Raw genomic sequence first — 13665 nt, forward strand, 5'->3', positions numbered from 1 at the left:
ATTGTTGATTGTTGAAAAGCGCCCAAGGCAGGGCATCGAGCGTTTGAAATCTCAAACGAATGCTAAGCGGCTGCTGGGGTGTTGGACAATAGGCTGTTCGAAAAAAAGAACGAATGGTTGAACAGCCCATCTGAAATCGCCCGCAGAATGGCCGCTAAAGGGTAGACGATGCTGTGGCCGGACTCGGGGCGACGCCAAAAATCGTTTCACTGCTTGTCACGGCCGATGTTCAACACACCCTGGTGGTGGGCTGAAACGATGATGCTGTCGCCATCGGCAGCGTAGTCGACGGCATTGACGCGGGTCCAGTTACGGCCGGTTCCACCCTGGCCGACAGTTTGATCGGCATTGTCGTGTATCCGGCCCCGGGGATCTGCACAGCCAACACGGTAAAAACAGCTACAGATCAAGGCGATGGACGTCAACGATACAGATGGGTATCATGCGTGCGCGTTGCACTCGTAGCTCAGCTGGATAGAGTACTGCCCTCCGAAGGCAGGGGTCGTGGGTTCGAATCCCGCCGAGTGCGCCATCTTCTTTCCCTTGTGTCACAAGGGGTTAGCGCTTCTGACAGAAACCTGTCCTAGTCCTGAAAGTCGTTTTTGCCACAAATTTGCCACACTCAAGTGTGGTGGGGATGGTCGAAATGGCAACAATCAGGAATCGCGGCGAGTATCAGTGGGAAGCGCAAATTCGCCGTGAGGGCTATCCAGCCCAGCGCAAAACCTTCGAAACCAAAGCCGACGCCCAAGCCTGGGCACGTATGATCGAAAGCGAAATCGACCGGGGCATCTTCGTCTCTCGGGTCGAGGCTGAACGTACCGCCTTTCATCAACTCATCGATCGCTATATCTCCGAGGTCGCCCCGAAGCACAAAGGTGCGTACTCGGAAATCAAACGACTCGAAGCGCTCAAGCGTCACCCGCTGGCAACGCGCATCGTCGCGACCCTCACCTCTTCAGATTTTGCCCGGTACCGCGATGAGCGCCTGAAGATCCGCAAGGGCAATACGGTGAAGCGTGAGCTGGCTTTGTTCCAGTGCGTGATTGAGGTCGCCCGCCGCGAGTGGGGTATTCATCTTGCGGAGAACCCGGTGAGGATGGTTAGCCGCCCAAGCTACAACGACGAACGCTCACGGCGGCTCGATCCGGTTGAAGAGCAATACATTCTCAGCGCGTTGGAGCTGTGCGAGCGTCGTGCGGACGGCACCTATGCTGATGCCTCTCACAATCCTTGGATACGCCCCATCGTCCAAATGGCGATTGAAACGGCCATGCGCCGTGGCGAGATTTTCGAGCTGCGTTGGAGGCACGTGAACCTGGACCGCCGGACCGCTCATTTTGCCAGCGACCAAGAATGGATTGCCGAGGACGATTCCGCTCTCACCCAATGCGATCCAACTGCTGAGAGGACTACCACGGTCCCTGTGCGGTCGAGTATTCCCAACCACCGCTGATGCTCTCAAAAAAGCTTTTGTGCGGGGGCTGGAGCGCGCGCGGTCAAAGTACTTGGCTGACTGCGAGCAGGCATGTGTGGCGCCTCAGGAGGACTTTCTGCTCGACCTGCGCTTCCACGATCTACGACATGAAGCTACATGCAGGCTCGCGACCAAGCTGCCGAACCTGATCGACATAGGCGACCGGGTTAACGTGTTGTACCGCCCTGAAGCGCCCGCTACGACCGCACTCATCGATGACCGAGGCGCGCTGTGGGGCGCGAGCCTGCTGGCCGGTCTGTTCGCTTGCGTATTCGCGTTGGGAGGTAGCCGCTACCACCTGGCCGCATGGATTTACCGACGCCGGATGGCGCAACCAGTTAAAATGGTTTGCGACCACCGCCGGCCTTTGGGTAGTGCGCCTCAATCAATGCCACCAATCAGCTCCACGGCAGCATCTGCTCCATCTCGACCATGAAACGCTCGCGAAGGGTTTGCTTGCGCTTACCGGCGTTACTCGAAATCGGAAAAGCTCATCTGACTCATGAGACGGAGGGCTTGTAGAGGGCAGTGGACGGAGGGCTATTTCAGCACAGGTCAGACGGCCTGTGCTGACTTGATTGGAGAATCCCTAAGCTTCAACGATATACATAATGGAAAATGGTTAGAGCAATGAGCAGTACCATTTGGATGGCTAACATGCTCACCAATAATCGTCTCATGTTGGGCGGAAAACGTTTAACTTCATTTAAGTCAATCAAGCCTCTGCGCAAAAAGATTGACGGTATCGCCAGCACCAAAGAGATCGACCCCGTGCGCATGACTTTGCCCAGTAAGCCTGCATGCTGGAATATTTTTTTATTGCCGGCCACGTACGTACAGTTCGGGAGTAACGACTCAAAGTGCTCAGTGTATTTATGTGCGATGTAACACAGCACGATCATAGACAGAACTATGGGCGCAAGGATCAACAGCGCAATCAATCCAGGGTCAACTGCATTCACTCCGATACCTCACGATATAAAAAATCACCCACCATCTCACCTCCCCAGCTCCCGATGTCTCCGAAGATTTTACCGCCAACTGCACCGCCTACCACAGCACAAACCAGCGCTCCAGGGCCGCCTGTAGTAACCCCCAGAACGACTACACAAGCACCAGCTCCTGCCATACCTCCCGCATACCCACCGAGGCTGCCACCTCCCAGGCCACCTATCAACGCCGAGCTTTCAACATATTTGGCGCGGCGGCACTGGTCCTCCCGGCCCATTGTGCAGGCTTTATGAATCGACAAGCCTGTGGCAGCCACATCCAGCGCAGTACCGATATACGTGCCTTTCTTGACCAAATTCGACGCTTTGGCAACACCAGATACCTTGTCGGCATAACCGGCGATCTCGCCTGAGTGGAGGTAGCTGCGGGTCGAGATGCCCAATGCCTGCTTGACCTTTCCTTGGTTACGTAACCCTGAACCGTACGCGGCGAAGTTTCCCAGCTGCTTTTCGAGCTTCATGAACAAAGCGGTGCGCTTGGCATAAAACGCGTCGCGGGCACTCAAGGTGCCAGAGCCGAGGTACTCGCGATGTAATTTCTCGATCTCCTCAAGTGTGTCCTTGATATTTTGCAGATGCCTGCTCCAGCCTTCACCGACTGCACCAACTCCCATTGAAGCGTTGGCAAGAACGCTTTGCAGCAAGTCGAAGTGCTCCAGGAAAAAATCATCCGCGTCCACCCCACTTGTAAGCAAGCCAGCGTGCACCTGAGCAGCCTTGGCCATGAGGAAAGCTTCGTGGCTGGTGCAAGAGGGTGTATCGGGGTCGCCGACGATCACCAGCTCCCCGCCCATAACCACACTGTTGGCAATGTGCGCATTCAGAACATCGAATTTGCCCTGAGCATGCCCCGATACCGGTGTGGGCCTGAGCCCGGGGCTTTTTCGTTTGTGCGGCATGTCACCTTTCTGGTACTCCCGTGCCACGGGTCATTGATGTTAGCGTGGGCGTCTTCCCGTTCTCCGAACGGGTAACCCATAACAATGATTGGCGAAGGAATGCGCACAACCATGCAGTTGAAAAAACTCACCGCGACCACCCTGTTGCTGGCCAGCATCGGCCTGTTCACCCAGCCTGCCCAGGCCAACCTCACCCAGCAGCAGTCCGCAGCCATCGTCAAAGCCTTCGACGGCAGCGACCCAAGCGACTTCAAGCAATTCCTCGGCAAGCTCAAAAGCAGCGACCTGGGCAAGGCCGACAACCTCGAGGCAACCGTCGACGCCTACCTGGCCAACAAGCCATTGGCCGCCGAGCAACAAGACGAGATCAACCGCCTGCTCGGCCTGTATACCCGCATCAAGTATGGCAAAGCCGCTACCGAAACCCTGCGCGAACTGGTAGCCATCCCCACCTTCAATGTCGAGGGTACACCGCAGCACGAAAACCCTGAATTCCTCAAGATCGCCGACAGGATCAAGGCCTTGGCCGACCGCTTCGGCCTGGCCTTCCGCAACATCGACAACCGGGTGTACGAGATCTCGCTGGGCAGCGGGAAGGAAGTGATCGGCATCCATGCCCACGCTGACGTCGTGCCGGTCAACCCGGACAACTGGAAGCTGGCCGACGGTACGCGCCTGGACCCGTTCAAGGTCACCCTGGTGGGTGACCGCATGTACGGCCGCGGCACTGAAGACGACAAGAACGGCATCGTGGTGGCGATGTACGCGCTGAAAGTGGCCAAGGACGAACACCTGCCGCTCGCCCGGCAGTTCAAGCTGCTGATCGACACCACCGAAGAAACCAGCGGTGATGCCATCCCCTACTACTTTGAGCGCAACCCTACGCCCGATTACAACCTGGCCCTCGACGGCGGCTACCCCGTAGTGATTGCCGAGAAAGGCTACGGCACGGTCATGGCCAGCTTCACCAAGCGCCCGGCCAGCGGCAAGGGCGCCGAGATCGTCAACCTGACCGGTGGCCTGGCCACCAACCAGATCCCGACAACTTCGGTTGCGACCCTGATTTCTGACAACCCGGCACAGCTGGCCAAGCACCTGCAGCAAGCCGGTGCCAGATATGTGAAGCAGCATGGAAGCGACTTCAGCATCGACGCCAAGGCCGACGGCAAGCAAGTCTTGCTCACCGTGACCGGTGTTTCCGCACACTCTTCGGAGCCGGAATCCGGTATCAACCCGGTGGCGCGTATGCTCGACTTCATCAATGGCCTCGGCCAGCAGGTGTCGCTCAAGCACAACCACTTTACCGACGCGGCCCGCTACGCTGCCGAAAACTGGGGCCTGGACTACCTGGGCAACACGCTCGGCGTGGCCTTCAAGGACCCGTTCATGGGCCCGCTGACGACCTCGCTGACTTATGTCGGGGTGGATGACAAAGGCTTGAAACTGGCGGTGAATCTGCGCATTCCCAAGGGGAAGCCGATCGCCACGATCAAGGACGAGCTGGCCGACAAACTGGGTAAATGGACCCGGCAAAGCAACACCTCGGTGGCGTTCGATTACAGCCTGGACGAGCCGATGTACCGCAACCCTGAAGGCGAATGGGTCAAGGCCCTGCTCGCTGTGGCCACCGAGAACCTGGGGATGAAGCATGAGTTCGGCACGTCCGCCGGTGCGACTTCGGTCCACGACCTGCCCAACGGCGTCCAGTTCGGCCTGGCTATGCCGGACGTGAAGTACACTGGGCACAACGACAACGAGTTCAAGACCGTGGAGCAGTTCATGCTGGACTTGCAGGTGGTGAGCGAAATGGTGGCGCGGATCGGGCAGATGCCGAAGCTTTGATGCGCAGTACCGGCCTCTTCGCGGCTTTAGCCGCGAAAAGGCCCCTACAAGCGAACAGTCATGACGTTTTTCAATCGCCTCCATGCCGTTTCCTGCATTGCCGTGCAGAGCGCCGTACCGGATGCTTTAGTTACTCCGAGACAGTGCTTTTTTCACCCGCAGAGGCCCGTATGAAGACCGTCGAACAAATCCTCAAGACCAAGTCCCAGCACCAGACCGTGTACACCATCGGCCCGGATGACTCGGTGCTCGACGCCCTGAAACTGCTGGCGGAGAAAAACATCGGTGCGCTGCCCGTGGTCGAGGGTAGCCAGGTAGTGGGTATCGTCAGCGAACGGGACTATGCGCGCAAGCTGGTACTCAAGGGGCGCTCATCCGCCGCCACCCCGGTGCGCGAAATCATGAGTGCACCGGTGGTCACCGTGGAGCCCAAGCAGAAGCTGGATGCCTGCATGAACCTGATGACCGATCGTCACCTGCGTCACCTGCCGGTGGTCGACAACGGCAAGCTGCTCGGCCTGCTGTCGATCGGTGACCTGGTCAAGGAAACCATCACTGAACAAGCCAGCCTGATTCAACAACTTGAGCAATACATCCGCGGCGAATGAAGCGCCTCAATGGTAGGCGCGCTCCAGTTCGTCCAGCTGATGGTCGAAGCTACGCAGGCGCGCCGACCAGGTGTACACCAGCACTTCCAGGTCACGGTTGAGCACTGCCGTATTGCCGTGGCCGCTGTGCGTGGGCTCGCCGAGGTCCAGCTGGTAGCGTTCGCGGGCCATCGCCTGGGCCACGCTGGACAGGTCGCGGGCGTTGGCCAGCCAGTGGTGATGGCGGTCATGGATTTCGCGGTCGAGCACCCGGCACTGGCGCTTCAGCGCATCCAGGCTCTGCTCCAGCGGAGTGCCCCTGAGCTCGCCCATGACCTCTTCGAAGGTACGCCCCGAATGCCAGTAGCTGCCCCAGAAATAACGGTCGAAGACCGTCTCGACGCGGCGTAGCGCAACCTTGGTGTTCCAGATGGTCAGCAACGTTCGCCCCTGCACCACTTCGCGCTTGTTCAGGCGCAACTGCTGCCAGGCGATCCATGTCAGCGCCACCAGTGCAACCGCTACAGTGACTGCGGCAGCGGCGTACAGGAAATGCACGGCCTGGTTCATCTGTTGCGTCTGTCTGATGCCATAGAAGTAACTGGCCGTCAGGGTGCCCAGGATCGTCACGGAACACCAGAAACCTGGTGCGTAGGGATCTTTCATCGCGCTATCCCCTTATTGTTTTCCTGAGCATAGCAACGGCCGATCACTCGTCAGGTGCCGCTCGGCGCTTTATTTTCGGGGGCGGCGCAACGCTTCGTTGAGTTGATCGAAGGGCACAGCCCAATCGGAATCTTCAATGATGCTGTCCTTGAGAAATGCCCGCTGAGAGTCGCTCCAGAACGGCGCATCCACCAGCTTGATTTCGTTCTTCAACGGGGAATGGCTGGTGATGAACTGATCGATACTCGTGGGATCGTCGGGCAAGCCCAGTTGCTTGAACAGGTCGGCAAAGGGATGGATCGGCGCTTCCATGGTTCCTCCTGAGCGCCAGGCAAGCCGTCCACGACGCCCGCCTGGCATTGGTTTGAAGACATCAGCACAGCTCGCGCACTTCGGCGTGCGGCACCAGTTTCATGTACTGCTCCATGCTCATGTGAATCAGGTGATCGTGGTCACCCGCCTCCAGGTAGACATCGCCTTGGCGGGTAAGACTCGGGTCGAGCAGCATTTTTATCTGGTAAGCATCGCCAAGGGCCGGCACGGCTCCGCGTTCGCAGTCATTGAACAGGCTCGGCAGACCGCTTTCACGGGTCAGATGCCAGGCCCCGGACATGCGCACCTTGGTCATGTCCAGGTGCCGGTTGGCCGGTAGCACGGCCATGATGTAGTTGCCATGACGGTCATCGAGCATCACCGACTTGGCGACCCGCTCGGCGGGCACGCCGGCCGTTCGGGCCGACTCCAGGCTGGTGGCCGAATGTGGGTGGGGAATGATGTCGTAGTCGCAGTTGGCCTTGTCCAGGCGGGCCTGCAGGGTCTTTGCCATACGCATGATGCACCTCCGGTTTCGCCCCCCAATCTTCAATTTTAGGCCGGGTACGGGTGGGCGGGGCTAAACTTGTGTAATACAAGCAAATGAGGTGACGACAGGTGATCGCCCGCTGCTGGCGCTGGCTGTTGCTGCTGTTGTTGCTTGGCATCACGCCAGGTGGCCAGGCAGCGCCCGGCGCGGTGTGGGTGCTGGGCATCGACGACGCCATCGGTCCGGCCAGCGCCGACTACCTGGTGCGCAGCCTCGGCCAGGCCCAGGCGCAAGGCGCGCAACTGGTGGTTATCCGCATGGATACCCCGGGCGGGCTGGACAGTGCCATGCGCCAGATGATCAAGGCGATTCTCGCCAGCACCGTACCCGTCGCCAGCTACGTTGCCCCCAGCGGCGCCCGCGCCGCCAGCGCCGGCACCTACATTCTCTACGCCAGCCATATTGCGGCGATGGCGCCCGGGACCAATCTGGGCGCCGCCACGCCGGTGCGGATCGGCGGCTCGCCTGGCACGCCCACTGATGACAAGGCAAAAGGCGGCGCCGATGAAACCCTTGCACGCAAACAGGTCAACGACGCCGCCGCCTACATCCGTGGCCTGGCGCAGATGCGCGGCCGCAACGCCGACTGGGCGGAGAAGGCCGTGCGCGAGGCGGTCAGCCTGTCAGCCAGCGAGGCCTTGCGGTTGAATGTGATCGATCAGGTGGCCGATGACCTGTCTGACCTGCTGCGCAAGCTCGACGGCAAAACGCTCCAGGTGGCCGGCCAGCCACGCCAGTTGCAGACCGCAGGCGCCAGCGTGGTCGAGCACCTGCCGGACTGGCGCACACGGGTTCTGGCGGTAATCACTAACCCCAGCGTAGCGCTGATCCTGATCATGATCGGCGTTTACGGCCTGTTGTTCGAATTCATGAACCCCGGTTCTGCGGTGGGCGGTGTGGTCGGTGGTATCTGCCTGCTGCTGGCGCTGTATGCGCTGCAGCTATTGCCGGTGAGTTTTGCCGGGGTGGCGCTGATCCTGCTTGGCATCACCTTCATGATCGCCGAAGCCTTCTTGCCCAGTTTCGGCGTGGTCGGCTTCGGCGGCATCGTTGCCTTTGTGGTCGGCGCATTGATCCTGATCGACACCGACGCCCCCGGTTTCGGCATCCCGCTGGCCTTGATCGGCACCTTGGCGCTGCTCTCGGCACTGCTGATCGGTGGCGTGCTGGGCATGGCCCTCAAGGCCCGCCGACGGGCACTGGTCAGCGGCGACGCCGGCCTGGTCGGCAGCCTGGTTACCGTCACCCAGGTGATGGCAAGCGACCCCTTCTGTGGTGTTGTGCTGGCTCAGGGCGAGCAATGGCAAGTGCAGTGCGCAACGCCGCTGCAAACTGGCCAGAACGTACGGGTGACCGCGCGCCATGGCGTGATGCTGGAAGTGAGCGCCGCCGCCCCAGCGACGCAAGGAGAATGACCATGTTCATGCAAGTCGGTTTCGGCGCTGTGCTGATCGTGCTGGCCATGCTGGTGCTGTCGGCGTTTCGCATCCTGCGCGAATACGAGCGCGGCGTGGTGTTCCAGCTGGGGCGCTTCTGGCAGGTCAAAGGGCCGGGGCTGATCCTGTTGATCCCGGTGATCCAGCAAATGGTGCGGGTCGACCTGCGAACAGTGGTACTGGATGTGCCGCCGCAGGATGTGATCACCCGCGACAACGTTTCGGTCAAGGTCAACGCAGTGTTGTACTTTCGCGTGCTCGACCCGCAGAAGGCGATCATTCAGGTCGAGGATTTTCTGGTGGCGACCAGCCAGCTGGCCCAGACGACCCTGCGTGCGGTGCTGGGCAAGCACGAACTGGATGAGCTGTTGGCAGAACGCGAGCAACTGAATCTCGACATCCGCCAGGTGCTGGATGCTCAAACGGATGCATGGGGCATCAAGGTGGCCAACGTCGAGATCAAGCACGTTGACCTGAACGAGTCGATGGTACGCGCCATCGCCCGCCAGGCCGAGGCCGAGCGCGAACGTCGGGCCAAGGTGATTCATGCCGAGGGTGAACTGCAGGCGTCGGAGAAACTGATGCAAGCCGCACAAATGCTGAGCAAGGAGCCGGGGGCGATGCAGTTGCGCTATATGCAGACGCTGGGGACGATTGCCGGGGACAAGAGCTCGACCATCGTCTTCCCGCTGCCGATAGATCTGCTGAAGGGTTTGGTGGACAAGGAGAAAGAGTGATGGGCCAATCGCGGGCTTGCCCGCGAATGGCCTGTATGCGGCCTGTCAGACCGGCGCGCGGCGCAAGGTCGCGAGGAAGGTGGCTGCACCAATGAACAACCCGGCAAAGGTGCGGTTCAAACGCTTCTGCTGTTTGGGCGTGCGCAACATGCGCAACACATGCGAAGCCAACCCGGTGTACCCCGCCATCACCAGCAGGTCGACCGTGACCATGGTCACGGTGATCGCCACATATTGCGGCAGCAGCGGCGCATGGGGATTGAGAAACTGCGGCAGCACCGCCAGCATGAACACCAGCGCCTTGGGGTTGCTGATGTTGACCAGGAAACCACGGAACACCAGACTCAGCGGCTTGCCGATCGGGCGCACGCCTGATTCATCGCTCATGTCCATCGGCAGGGCACGCCACTGCTTGTAGGCCAGGTACACAAGGTAGGCGACGCCAAACCACTTGATGACCTGGAACGCCGTGGCCGAGGCGGCCAGGACGGCACCGACGCCGGCGGCGATGATGGCGATCTGCATGATCAGGCCCAGCTGCAGGCCCAGGGCGTTCCAGTAACCACGCCAGAAGCCGTATTGCAGGCCGCTGGACATCGAGGCAATTGCCCCGGCACCGGGTGAAAGGCTGATCACCCAGCAGGCGGCAAAAAAGCCTAACCATACTTCCATCGACATCACACACCTCGCTCGAACATTTGTTGCAAAACGTTAAGCTAAGGTTTTGGCGAAAAAATAACCAGTGATTTCTGATGGATTTGTGTGGCCTGACCTGGCCTCTTCGCGGGCACGCCCGCCCCCACACCTACAGTGCATTTTCAGACGCTTTGGAATACCTGTGAGAACGGGCGGGCCCGCGAAGGGGCCAGTACAGGTTCAGTCCGCTTCGGCAGCGGTTTCTTTGTGCAGGGCCTGTACCTCGGCCCCGCGCCAGCGCCGCACCGACTTCTGGAAGAACTGACTATTGGGCACCTGCACCAGCGCCCCGCCCGCTTCGGGCACTTCCAGCAGGGTGGTAAACAGCAGGTTGATAGCGATCACCCGGCCTTTCACGCCTGGCTTGTCGAGGGTGTCGACCAGCTCGACCACATCGCCGATGCGAAACGGCCCGACCGTGAAAATCAACACCGCGCACAATAGGTTGGACAGCACGCTCCACATGGCGAAGAAGGCCACCGCCGCTACCGCTACGAAGCCGGAAAGTGCTGTCCACAACACGGTTGCCGAAACACCCATGCGCTCCAGTACGAACAGCAGCGCGCTGCCCATGATCAGCCAGCGCAGGCCACCGCGCACGGGCACCAGCAGCTCCGGCGGCAACGGGTAACGCTGGCCCAGGCGGCTCAGCCCGCGGGCGACGATACGTTGCAGGATGAACGCCGCGGCCAGGATCAAGAGGATCTGCAAACCCAGCCAGAAGGTGTCCATCCATTGCCCTGGCAGCAGCGAACGCAGTTCCTCCATCAGGACAACGCCTCGAGTTCGGCCTGCATGCTTTCAAGGGTTTCCAGCGCTTCCATCCAGGCCTCTTCCAGCTCGCCTTCCCGTTGCTTGAGCTTGGTCTGGCGCGCCAGCAGGTCGCGCAACTCGTCCTTGCGCGCCGCCTCGTAAAGGCCACCATCACCCAGCGCGGTCTCGATCTCGGCCAATTGCGTGTGCACCTGGTTAAGCTCGGTTTCCAGCTTGTCGGCAGCCTTCTTGTGCGGTGCCAACTGCTGACGCAAGGCTGCGGCAGCCTGGCGCTGGGCTTTCTTGTCGGTCTTGTCCGGGTTGGCCGGTGCAGTACTGGCCGGCGCACTGCGCTGGCGGTACTCGACCAGCCAGCGGCTGTAGTCCTCCAGGTCACCGTCGAAGGTGTCGACCTTGCCGTCGGCCACCAGCAGGAAGTCGTCCGTGGTGCTCTTGAGCAAATGACGGTCGTGGGACACCACCACCACTGCACCGGCAAACTCCTGCAAGGCCATGGTCAGTGCCAGACGCATTTCCAGGTCCAGGTGGTTGGTCGGTTCGTCAAGCAGCAGCAGGTTTGGCCGCTCCCAGGCAATCAGCGCGAGTGCCAGGCGGGCCTTTTCGCCACCGGAGAAGTTAACCACCGGCTCGTCGCAGCGGGCACCATGGAAGTCGAAGCCGCCAAGGAAGTCGCGCAGCGTCTGCTCACGCTCGGTAGGGGCGATGCGCTGCAGGTGCAGCAGCGGGCTGGCCTTGTCGTCCAGCGAGTCCAGCTGGTGCTGGGCAAAGTAGCCTACAGCCAGGTTCTCGCCACGAACCAGGCGGCCCGACAACGGCTCCAGCTCACCTGCAAGGTTCTTGATCAGGGTCGACTTGCCGGCGCCGTTGGGCCCGAGCAGACCAATACGAGCACCCGGGGTCAGCTGCAGCTTGACCTTGTCGAGGATGGCCTTGTCGCCATAACCCAGGCGACCTTCGGAAAGGCTCAGCAACGGGCTGGAAATTTTCTGCGATTCACGGAAGACAAAGTCGAATGGTGAATCGACATGCGCCGCCGACAGCTCTTCCATGCGCTCCAGGGCCTTGATCCGGCTTTGCGCCTGGCGTGCCTTGGTGGCTTGCGCCTTGAAGCGGGCAATGTACTTCTCCATGTGCGCGCGCTGCGCCTGCTGCTTCTCGTAGGCCTGCTGCTGCTGCGCCAGGCGCTCGGCACGGGTGCGCTCAAAGGCGGTGTAGCCGCCTTTGTACAAGTTGAGCTTGCGTTGCTCGACGTGCAGCACATGGTCGACCACGGCATCGAGGAAGTCTCGGTCGTGGGAGATCAGCAACAACGTGCCGGGGTAGCCCTTGAGCCAGTCTTCCAGCCACAGGATCGCGTCGAGGTCGAGGTGGTTGGTGGGCTCGTCGAGCAGCAACAGGTCGGACGGGCACATCAGTGCCTGGGCCAGGTTCAGGCGCATCCGCCAGCCACCAGAGAAATCGCCGACACGGCGGTCCATCTGTTCGTTGGTGAAGCCCAGCCCAGCCAGCAACTTGCGCGCACGGGCGTCGGCGGTATAGCCGTCGGCGCTTTCCAGCTCACTGTGCAGGCGCGCCAGGGCGGTGCCGTCGTGGGCCTGCTCGGCCGCGGCCAGTTCGGCCTGGACCTTGCGCAGGCGCACGTCGCCGTCAAGCACATAGTCCACAGCCAGGCGGTCGAGGGTGTCGACCTCTTGGCGCATGTGGGCGATGCGCCAGTCGCCGGGCAGTTGGCAGTCACCGGCATCGGGCGACAGCTCACCGCGCAGCAAGGCGAACAGGCTGGATTTTCCGGCGCCGTTGGCGCCGATCAGGCCGGCCTTGTGACCGGCGTGCAGGGTCATCTCGGCGCCTTCTAGCAAGCGCTGCGGACCACGCTGTAAAGTGAGGTTGGATAGTCTGATCATGATGGTCGCGGAGTCTACCAGCTTCCTCGGCCCATAGCGCGAGTGGAACCATGCACACCGACCTGTGGAATTACGCCCTGACCCTGTATGCCAGGCCCGGCGTGGAAGCCGCCTGCCTTGAACTGCAGGCACTGGGTGGCGATGTCTGCCTGCTGCTGTGCGCGACCTGGCTGCAAGCACGTGGTGTGGCCGTACGGGGCGAACGCGCGCAAGCACTGCAGGAACTTGCCGAGCCTTGGCAGCGTGACGTGGTTACCCCGCTACGCAGCCTGCGCCAGCAATGGCGAGCCACAGCATCGGGTGATACACAACTGGCGGCATTACGTGAACAGGTGAAGGCGTTGGAGTTGCGGGCTGAAAAAGCCTTGCTGGAGCGCTTGCAGGAACGCTCACAACAGTGGCCCGTGGGCTCCCCTGAGCCCGCGGACGACTGGCTGGCCCGGCTGGCACCGGACCAGGCTCTGCATCATGACGCGCTGGTTCAGTTGCGCGTCGCAGCGGCTGCGCTTCAGGACGCCGAAGGTGCCTGAGCCGGAGTACTCACAGGTGCCGACGGTGCAGCAGCAGCCGGGCTCACCGAGTTGGTTGTGGCGGCCGGTGATGTAGCGGGCTTGGCTTCAGCAGGCTTGGCAGCGGGTTTGGCGGCCGTGCGTGCAGGTGCCTTGGCGGCAGCTGGTTTTGCGGCCGGCTTGGCAGCAGGGGCTTTGGCAGCTGGCTTGGCCGCAGGTTTGGCTGCCGCAGTCGCCTTGGTAGCCGGTTTGGCCGCAGGCTTGGC

The 13665-nt window shown here is 61.0% G+C and carries 15 protein-coding genes, 1 tRNA gene and 3 pseudogenes; 8 read left to right on the plus strand and 11 right to left on the minus strand.

Annotation, left to right across the window (positions count from 1 at the left end; genetic code table 11):
• Positions 1–206: 206 nt before the first annotated feature.
• The gene (locus tag ACF8Q6_RS24850; protein ID WP_392489446.1) at positions 207–425 is read right to left on the minus strand and encodes an aryl-sulfate sulfotransferase; all 219 of its coding nucleotides are present in this window, start codon (positions 423–425) and stop codon (positions 207–209) included.
• A 30-nt stretch (positions 426–455) separates the two neighbouring features.
• Here ACF8Q6_RS24850 and ACF8Q6_RS24855 point away from each other — a divergent pair.
• The 3 genes and pseudogenes from ACF8Q6_RS24855 to ACF8Q6_RS24865 form a co-directional block, all read left to right on the plus strand.
• Positions 456–532, plus strand: a tRNA-Arg gene (locus tag ACF8Q6_RS24855).
• Positions 533–637: 105 nt separating this feature from the next.
• Positions 638–1456 carry a Shufflon-specific DNA recombinase gene (locus tag ACF8Q6_RS24860; protein ID WP_392489447.1) on the plus strand — a complete coding sequence of 273 codons (819 nt, stop codon included), beginning with the start codon at positions 638–640 and terminating at the stop codon, positions 1454–1456.
• A gap of 175 nt (positions 1457–1631) precedes the next feature.
• Positions 1632–1808 (plus strand): annotated as a pseudogene (locus ACF8Q6_RS24865) (DUF3592 domain-containing protein); the annotation flags it as partial.
• 70 nt (positions 1809–1878) lie between these two features.
• On the opposite strand, the pseudogene ACF8Q6_RS24870 reads toward ACF8Q6_RS24865, so the two are convergent.
• The 3 genes and pseudogenes from ACF8Q6_RS24870 to ACF8Q6_RS24880 all read right to left on the minus strand — a co-directional run.
• Positions 1879–1981 (minus strand): annotated as a pseudogene (locus ACF8Q6_RS24870) (IS5/IS1182 family transposase); the annotation flags it as partial.
• Between the two features lie 92 nt (positions 1982–2073).
• Positions 2074–2439: a hypothetical protein gene (locus tag ACF8Q6_RS24875; RefSeq protein ID WP_198756102.1), complete on the minus strand. Its 366-nt coding sequence runs from the start codon at positions 2437–2439 to the stop codon at positions 2074–2076.
• Complete coding sequence (locus ACF8Q6_RS24880) at positions 2436–3386, minus strand: hypothetical protein (RefSeq protein ID WP_392489448.1); 951 nt, start codon at positions 3384–3386, stop codon at positions 2436–2438. The genes ACF8Q6_RS24875 and ACF8Q6_RS24880 overlap by 4 nt, the downstream gene beginning before the upstream one ends.
• A gap of 111 nt (positions 3387–3497) precedes the next feature.
• Between ACF8Q6_RS24880 and ACF8Q6_RS24885 the strand changes: the two genes are divergently transcribed.
• Together ACF8Q6_RS24885 and ACF8Q6_RS24890 are read left to right on the plus strand one after the other, a co-directional pair.
• Positions 3498–5228 (plus strand): dipeptidase, encoded by a 1731-nt coding sequence (locus ACF8Q6_RS24885; protein ID WP_392489449.1) that lies wholly within the window; start codon positions 3498–3500, stop codon positions 5226–5228.
• Between the two features lie 170 nt (positions 5229–5398).
• Complete coding sequence (locus ACF8Q6_RS24890; RefSeq protein WP_392489450.1) at positions 5399–5836, plus strand: CBS domain-containing protein; 438 nt, start codon at positions 5399–5401, stop codon at positions 5834–5836.
• A 6-nt stretch (positions 5837–5842) separates the two neighbouring features.
• Here the strand turns inward: ACF8Q6_RS24890 and ACF8Q6_RS24895 are convergent, their stop codons facing one another.
• From ACF8Q6_RS24895 to ACF8Q6_RS24905, 3 genes are all read right to left on the minus strand, one after another.
• Complete coding sequence (locus ACF8Q6_RS24895; RefSeq protein WP_003255871.1) at positions 5843–6481, minus strand: hypothetical protein; 639 nt, start codon at positions 6479–6481, stop codon at positions 5843–5845.
• Positions 6482–6550: 69 nt separating this feature from the next.
• Positions 6551–6793 carry a DUF2789 domain-containing protein gene (locus ACF8Q6_RS24900; protein WP_392489451.1) on the minus strand — a complete coding sequence of 81 codons (243 nt, stop codon included), beginning with the start codon at positions 6791–6793 and terminating at the stop codon, positions 6551–6553.
• A 61-nt stretch (positions 6794–6854) separates the two neighbouring features.
• A complete protein-coding gene (locus tag ACF8Q6_RS24905) occupies positions 6855–7313 on the minus strand; it encodes an aminoacyl-tRNA deacylase (protein WP_003255874.1) in 459 nt (152 codons plus the stop codon).
• A gap of 98 nt (positions 7314–7411) precedes the next feature.
• On the opposite strand from ACF8Q6_RS24905, the gene ACF8Q6_RS24910 reads away from it, so the two are divergent.
• The gene (locus tag ACF8Q6_RS24910; protein ID WP_392489452.1) at positions 7412–8758 is read left to right on the plus strand and encodes a nodulation protein NfeD; all 1347 of its coding nucleotides are present in this window, start codon (positions 7412–7414) and stop codon (positions 8756–8758) included.
• A 2-nt stretch (positions 8759–8760) separates the two neighbouring features.
• The gene (locus ACF8Q6_RS24915; protein ID WP_014861487.1) at positions 8761–9516 is read left to right on the plus strand and encodes a slipin family protein; all 756 of its coding nucleotides are present in this window, start codon (positions 8761–8763) and stop codon (positions 9514–9516) included.
• Positions 9517–9561: 45 nt separating this feature from the next.
• Here ACF8Q6_RS24915 and ACF8Q6_RS24920 read toward each other — a convergent pair whose 3' ends face one another.
• The 3 genes from ACF8Q6_RS24920 to ACF8Q6_RS24930 all read right to left on the minus strand — a co-directional run bounded on the left by ACF8Q6_RS24920 (position 9562) and on the right by ACF8Q6_RS24930 (position 12890).
• Positions 9562–10194: a LysE family transporter gene (locus ACF8Q6_RS24920; protein WP_003255879.1), complete on the minus strand. Its 633-nt coding sequence runs from the start codon at positions 10192–10194 to the stop codon at positions 9562–9564.
• Positions 10195–10392: 198 nt separating this feature from the next.
• A complete protein-coding gene (locus ACF8Q6_RS24925) occupies positions 10393–10980 on the minus strand; it encodes a mechanosensitive ion channel family protein (protein WP_010951581.1) in 588 nt (195 codons plus the stop codon).
• Positions 10980–12890, minus strand: coding sequence for an ATP-binding cassette domain-containing protein (locus tag ACF8Q6_RS24930; protein WP_088513465.1), 1911 nt, complete (start codon positions 12888–12890; stop codon positions 10980–10982). The genes ACF8Q6_RS24925 and ACF8Q6_RS24930 overlap by 1 nt, the downstream gene beginning before the upstream one ends.
• 50 nt (positions 12891–12940) lie before the next feature.
• Between ACF8Q6_RS24930 and ACF8Q6_RS24935 the strand changes: the two genes are divergently transcribed.
• Positions 12941–13420, plus strand: a complete 480-nt coding sequence (locus ACF8Q6_RS24935) for a TIGR02444 family protein (RefSeq protein WP_392489453.1) — start codon at positions 12941–12943, stop codon at positions 13418–13420.
• Here the strand turns inward: ACF8Q6_RS24935 and ACF8Q6_RS24940 are convergent.
• Positions 13399–13665: pseudogene (locus tag ACF8Q6_RS24940) on the minus strand (transcriptional regulator); the annotation flags it as partial. The gene ACF8Q6_RS24935 and the pseudogene ACF8Q6_RS24940 sit on opposite strands and share 22 nt — an antisense overlap.

Origin of the sequence: Pseudomonas sp. GLN_2, from assembly GCF_043106005.1 — a bacterium.
Lineage (GTDB): Bacteria > Pseudomonadota > Gammaproteobacteria > Pseudomonadales > Pseudomonadaceae > Aquipseudomonas > Aquipseudomonas alloputida.

Bases quoted from the DNA above. Each gene is read 5' to 3' on its own strand.
- ACF8Q6_RS24885 (WP_392489449.1), top strand. From the start codon at position 3,498: ATGCAGTTGAAAAAACTCACCGCGACCACCCTGTTGCTGGCCAGCATC.
- ACF8Q6_RS24935 (WP_392489453.1), top strand. From the start codon at position 12,941: ATGCACACCGACCTGTGGAATTACGCCCTGACCCTGTATGCCAGGCCC.
- ACF8Q6_RS24860 (WP_392489447.1), top strand. From the start codon at position 638: ATGGTCGAAATGGCAACAATCAGGAATCGCGGCGAGTATCAGTGGGAA.
- ACF8Q6_RS24925 (WP_010951581.1), bottom strand. From the start codon at position 10,980: ATGGAGGAACTGCGTTCGCTGCTGCCAGGGCAATGGATGGACACCTTC.
- ACF8Q6_RS24920 (WP_003255879.1), bottom strand. From the start codon at position 10,194: ATGTCGATGGAAGTATGGTTAGGCTTTTTTGCCGCCTGCTGGGTGATC.
- ACF8Q6_RS24890 (WP_392489450.1), top strand. From the start codon at position 5,399: ATGAAGACCGTCGAACAAATCCTCAAGACCAAGTCCCAGCACCAGACC.
- ACF8Q6_RS24880 (WP_392489448.1), bottom strand. From the start codon at position 3,386: ATGCCGCACAAACGAAAAAGCCCCGGGCTCAGGCCCACACCGGTATCG.
- ACF8Q6_RS24930 (WP_088513465.1), bottom strand. From the start codon at position 12,890: ATGATCAGACTATCCAACCTCACTTTACAGCGTGGTCCGCAGCGCTTG.
- ACF8Q6_RS24915 (WP_014861487.1), top strand. From the start codon at position 8,761: ATGTTCATGCAAGTCGGTTTCGGCGCTGTGCTGATCGTGCTGGCCATG.
- ACF8Q6_RS24895 (WP_003255871.1), bottom strand. From the start codon at position 6,481: ATGAAAGATCCCTACGCACCAGGTTTCTGGTGTTCCGTGACGATCCTG.
- ACF8Q6_RS24900 (WP_392489451.1), bottom strand. From the start codon at position 6,793: ATGGAAGCGCCGATCCATCCCTTTGCCGACCTGTTCAAGCAACTGGGC.
- ACF8Q6_RS24905 (WP_003255874.1), bottom strand. From the start codon at position 7,313: ATGCGTATGGCAAAGACCCTGCAGGCCCGCCTGGACAAGGCCAACTGC.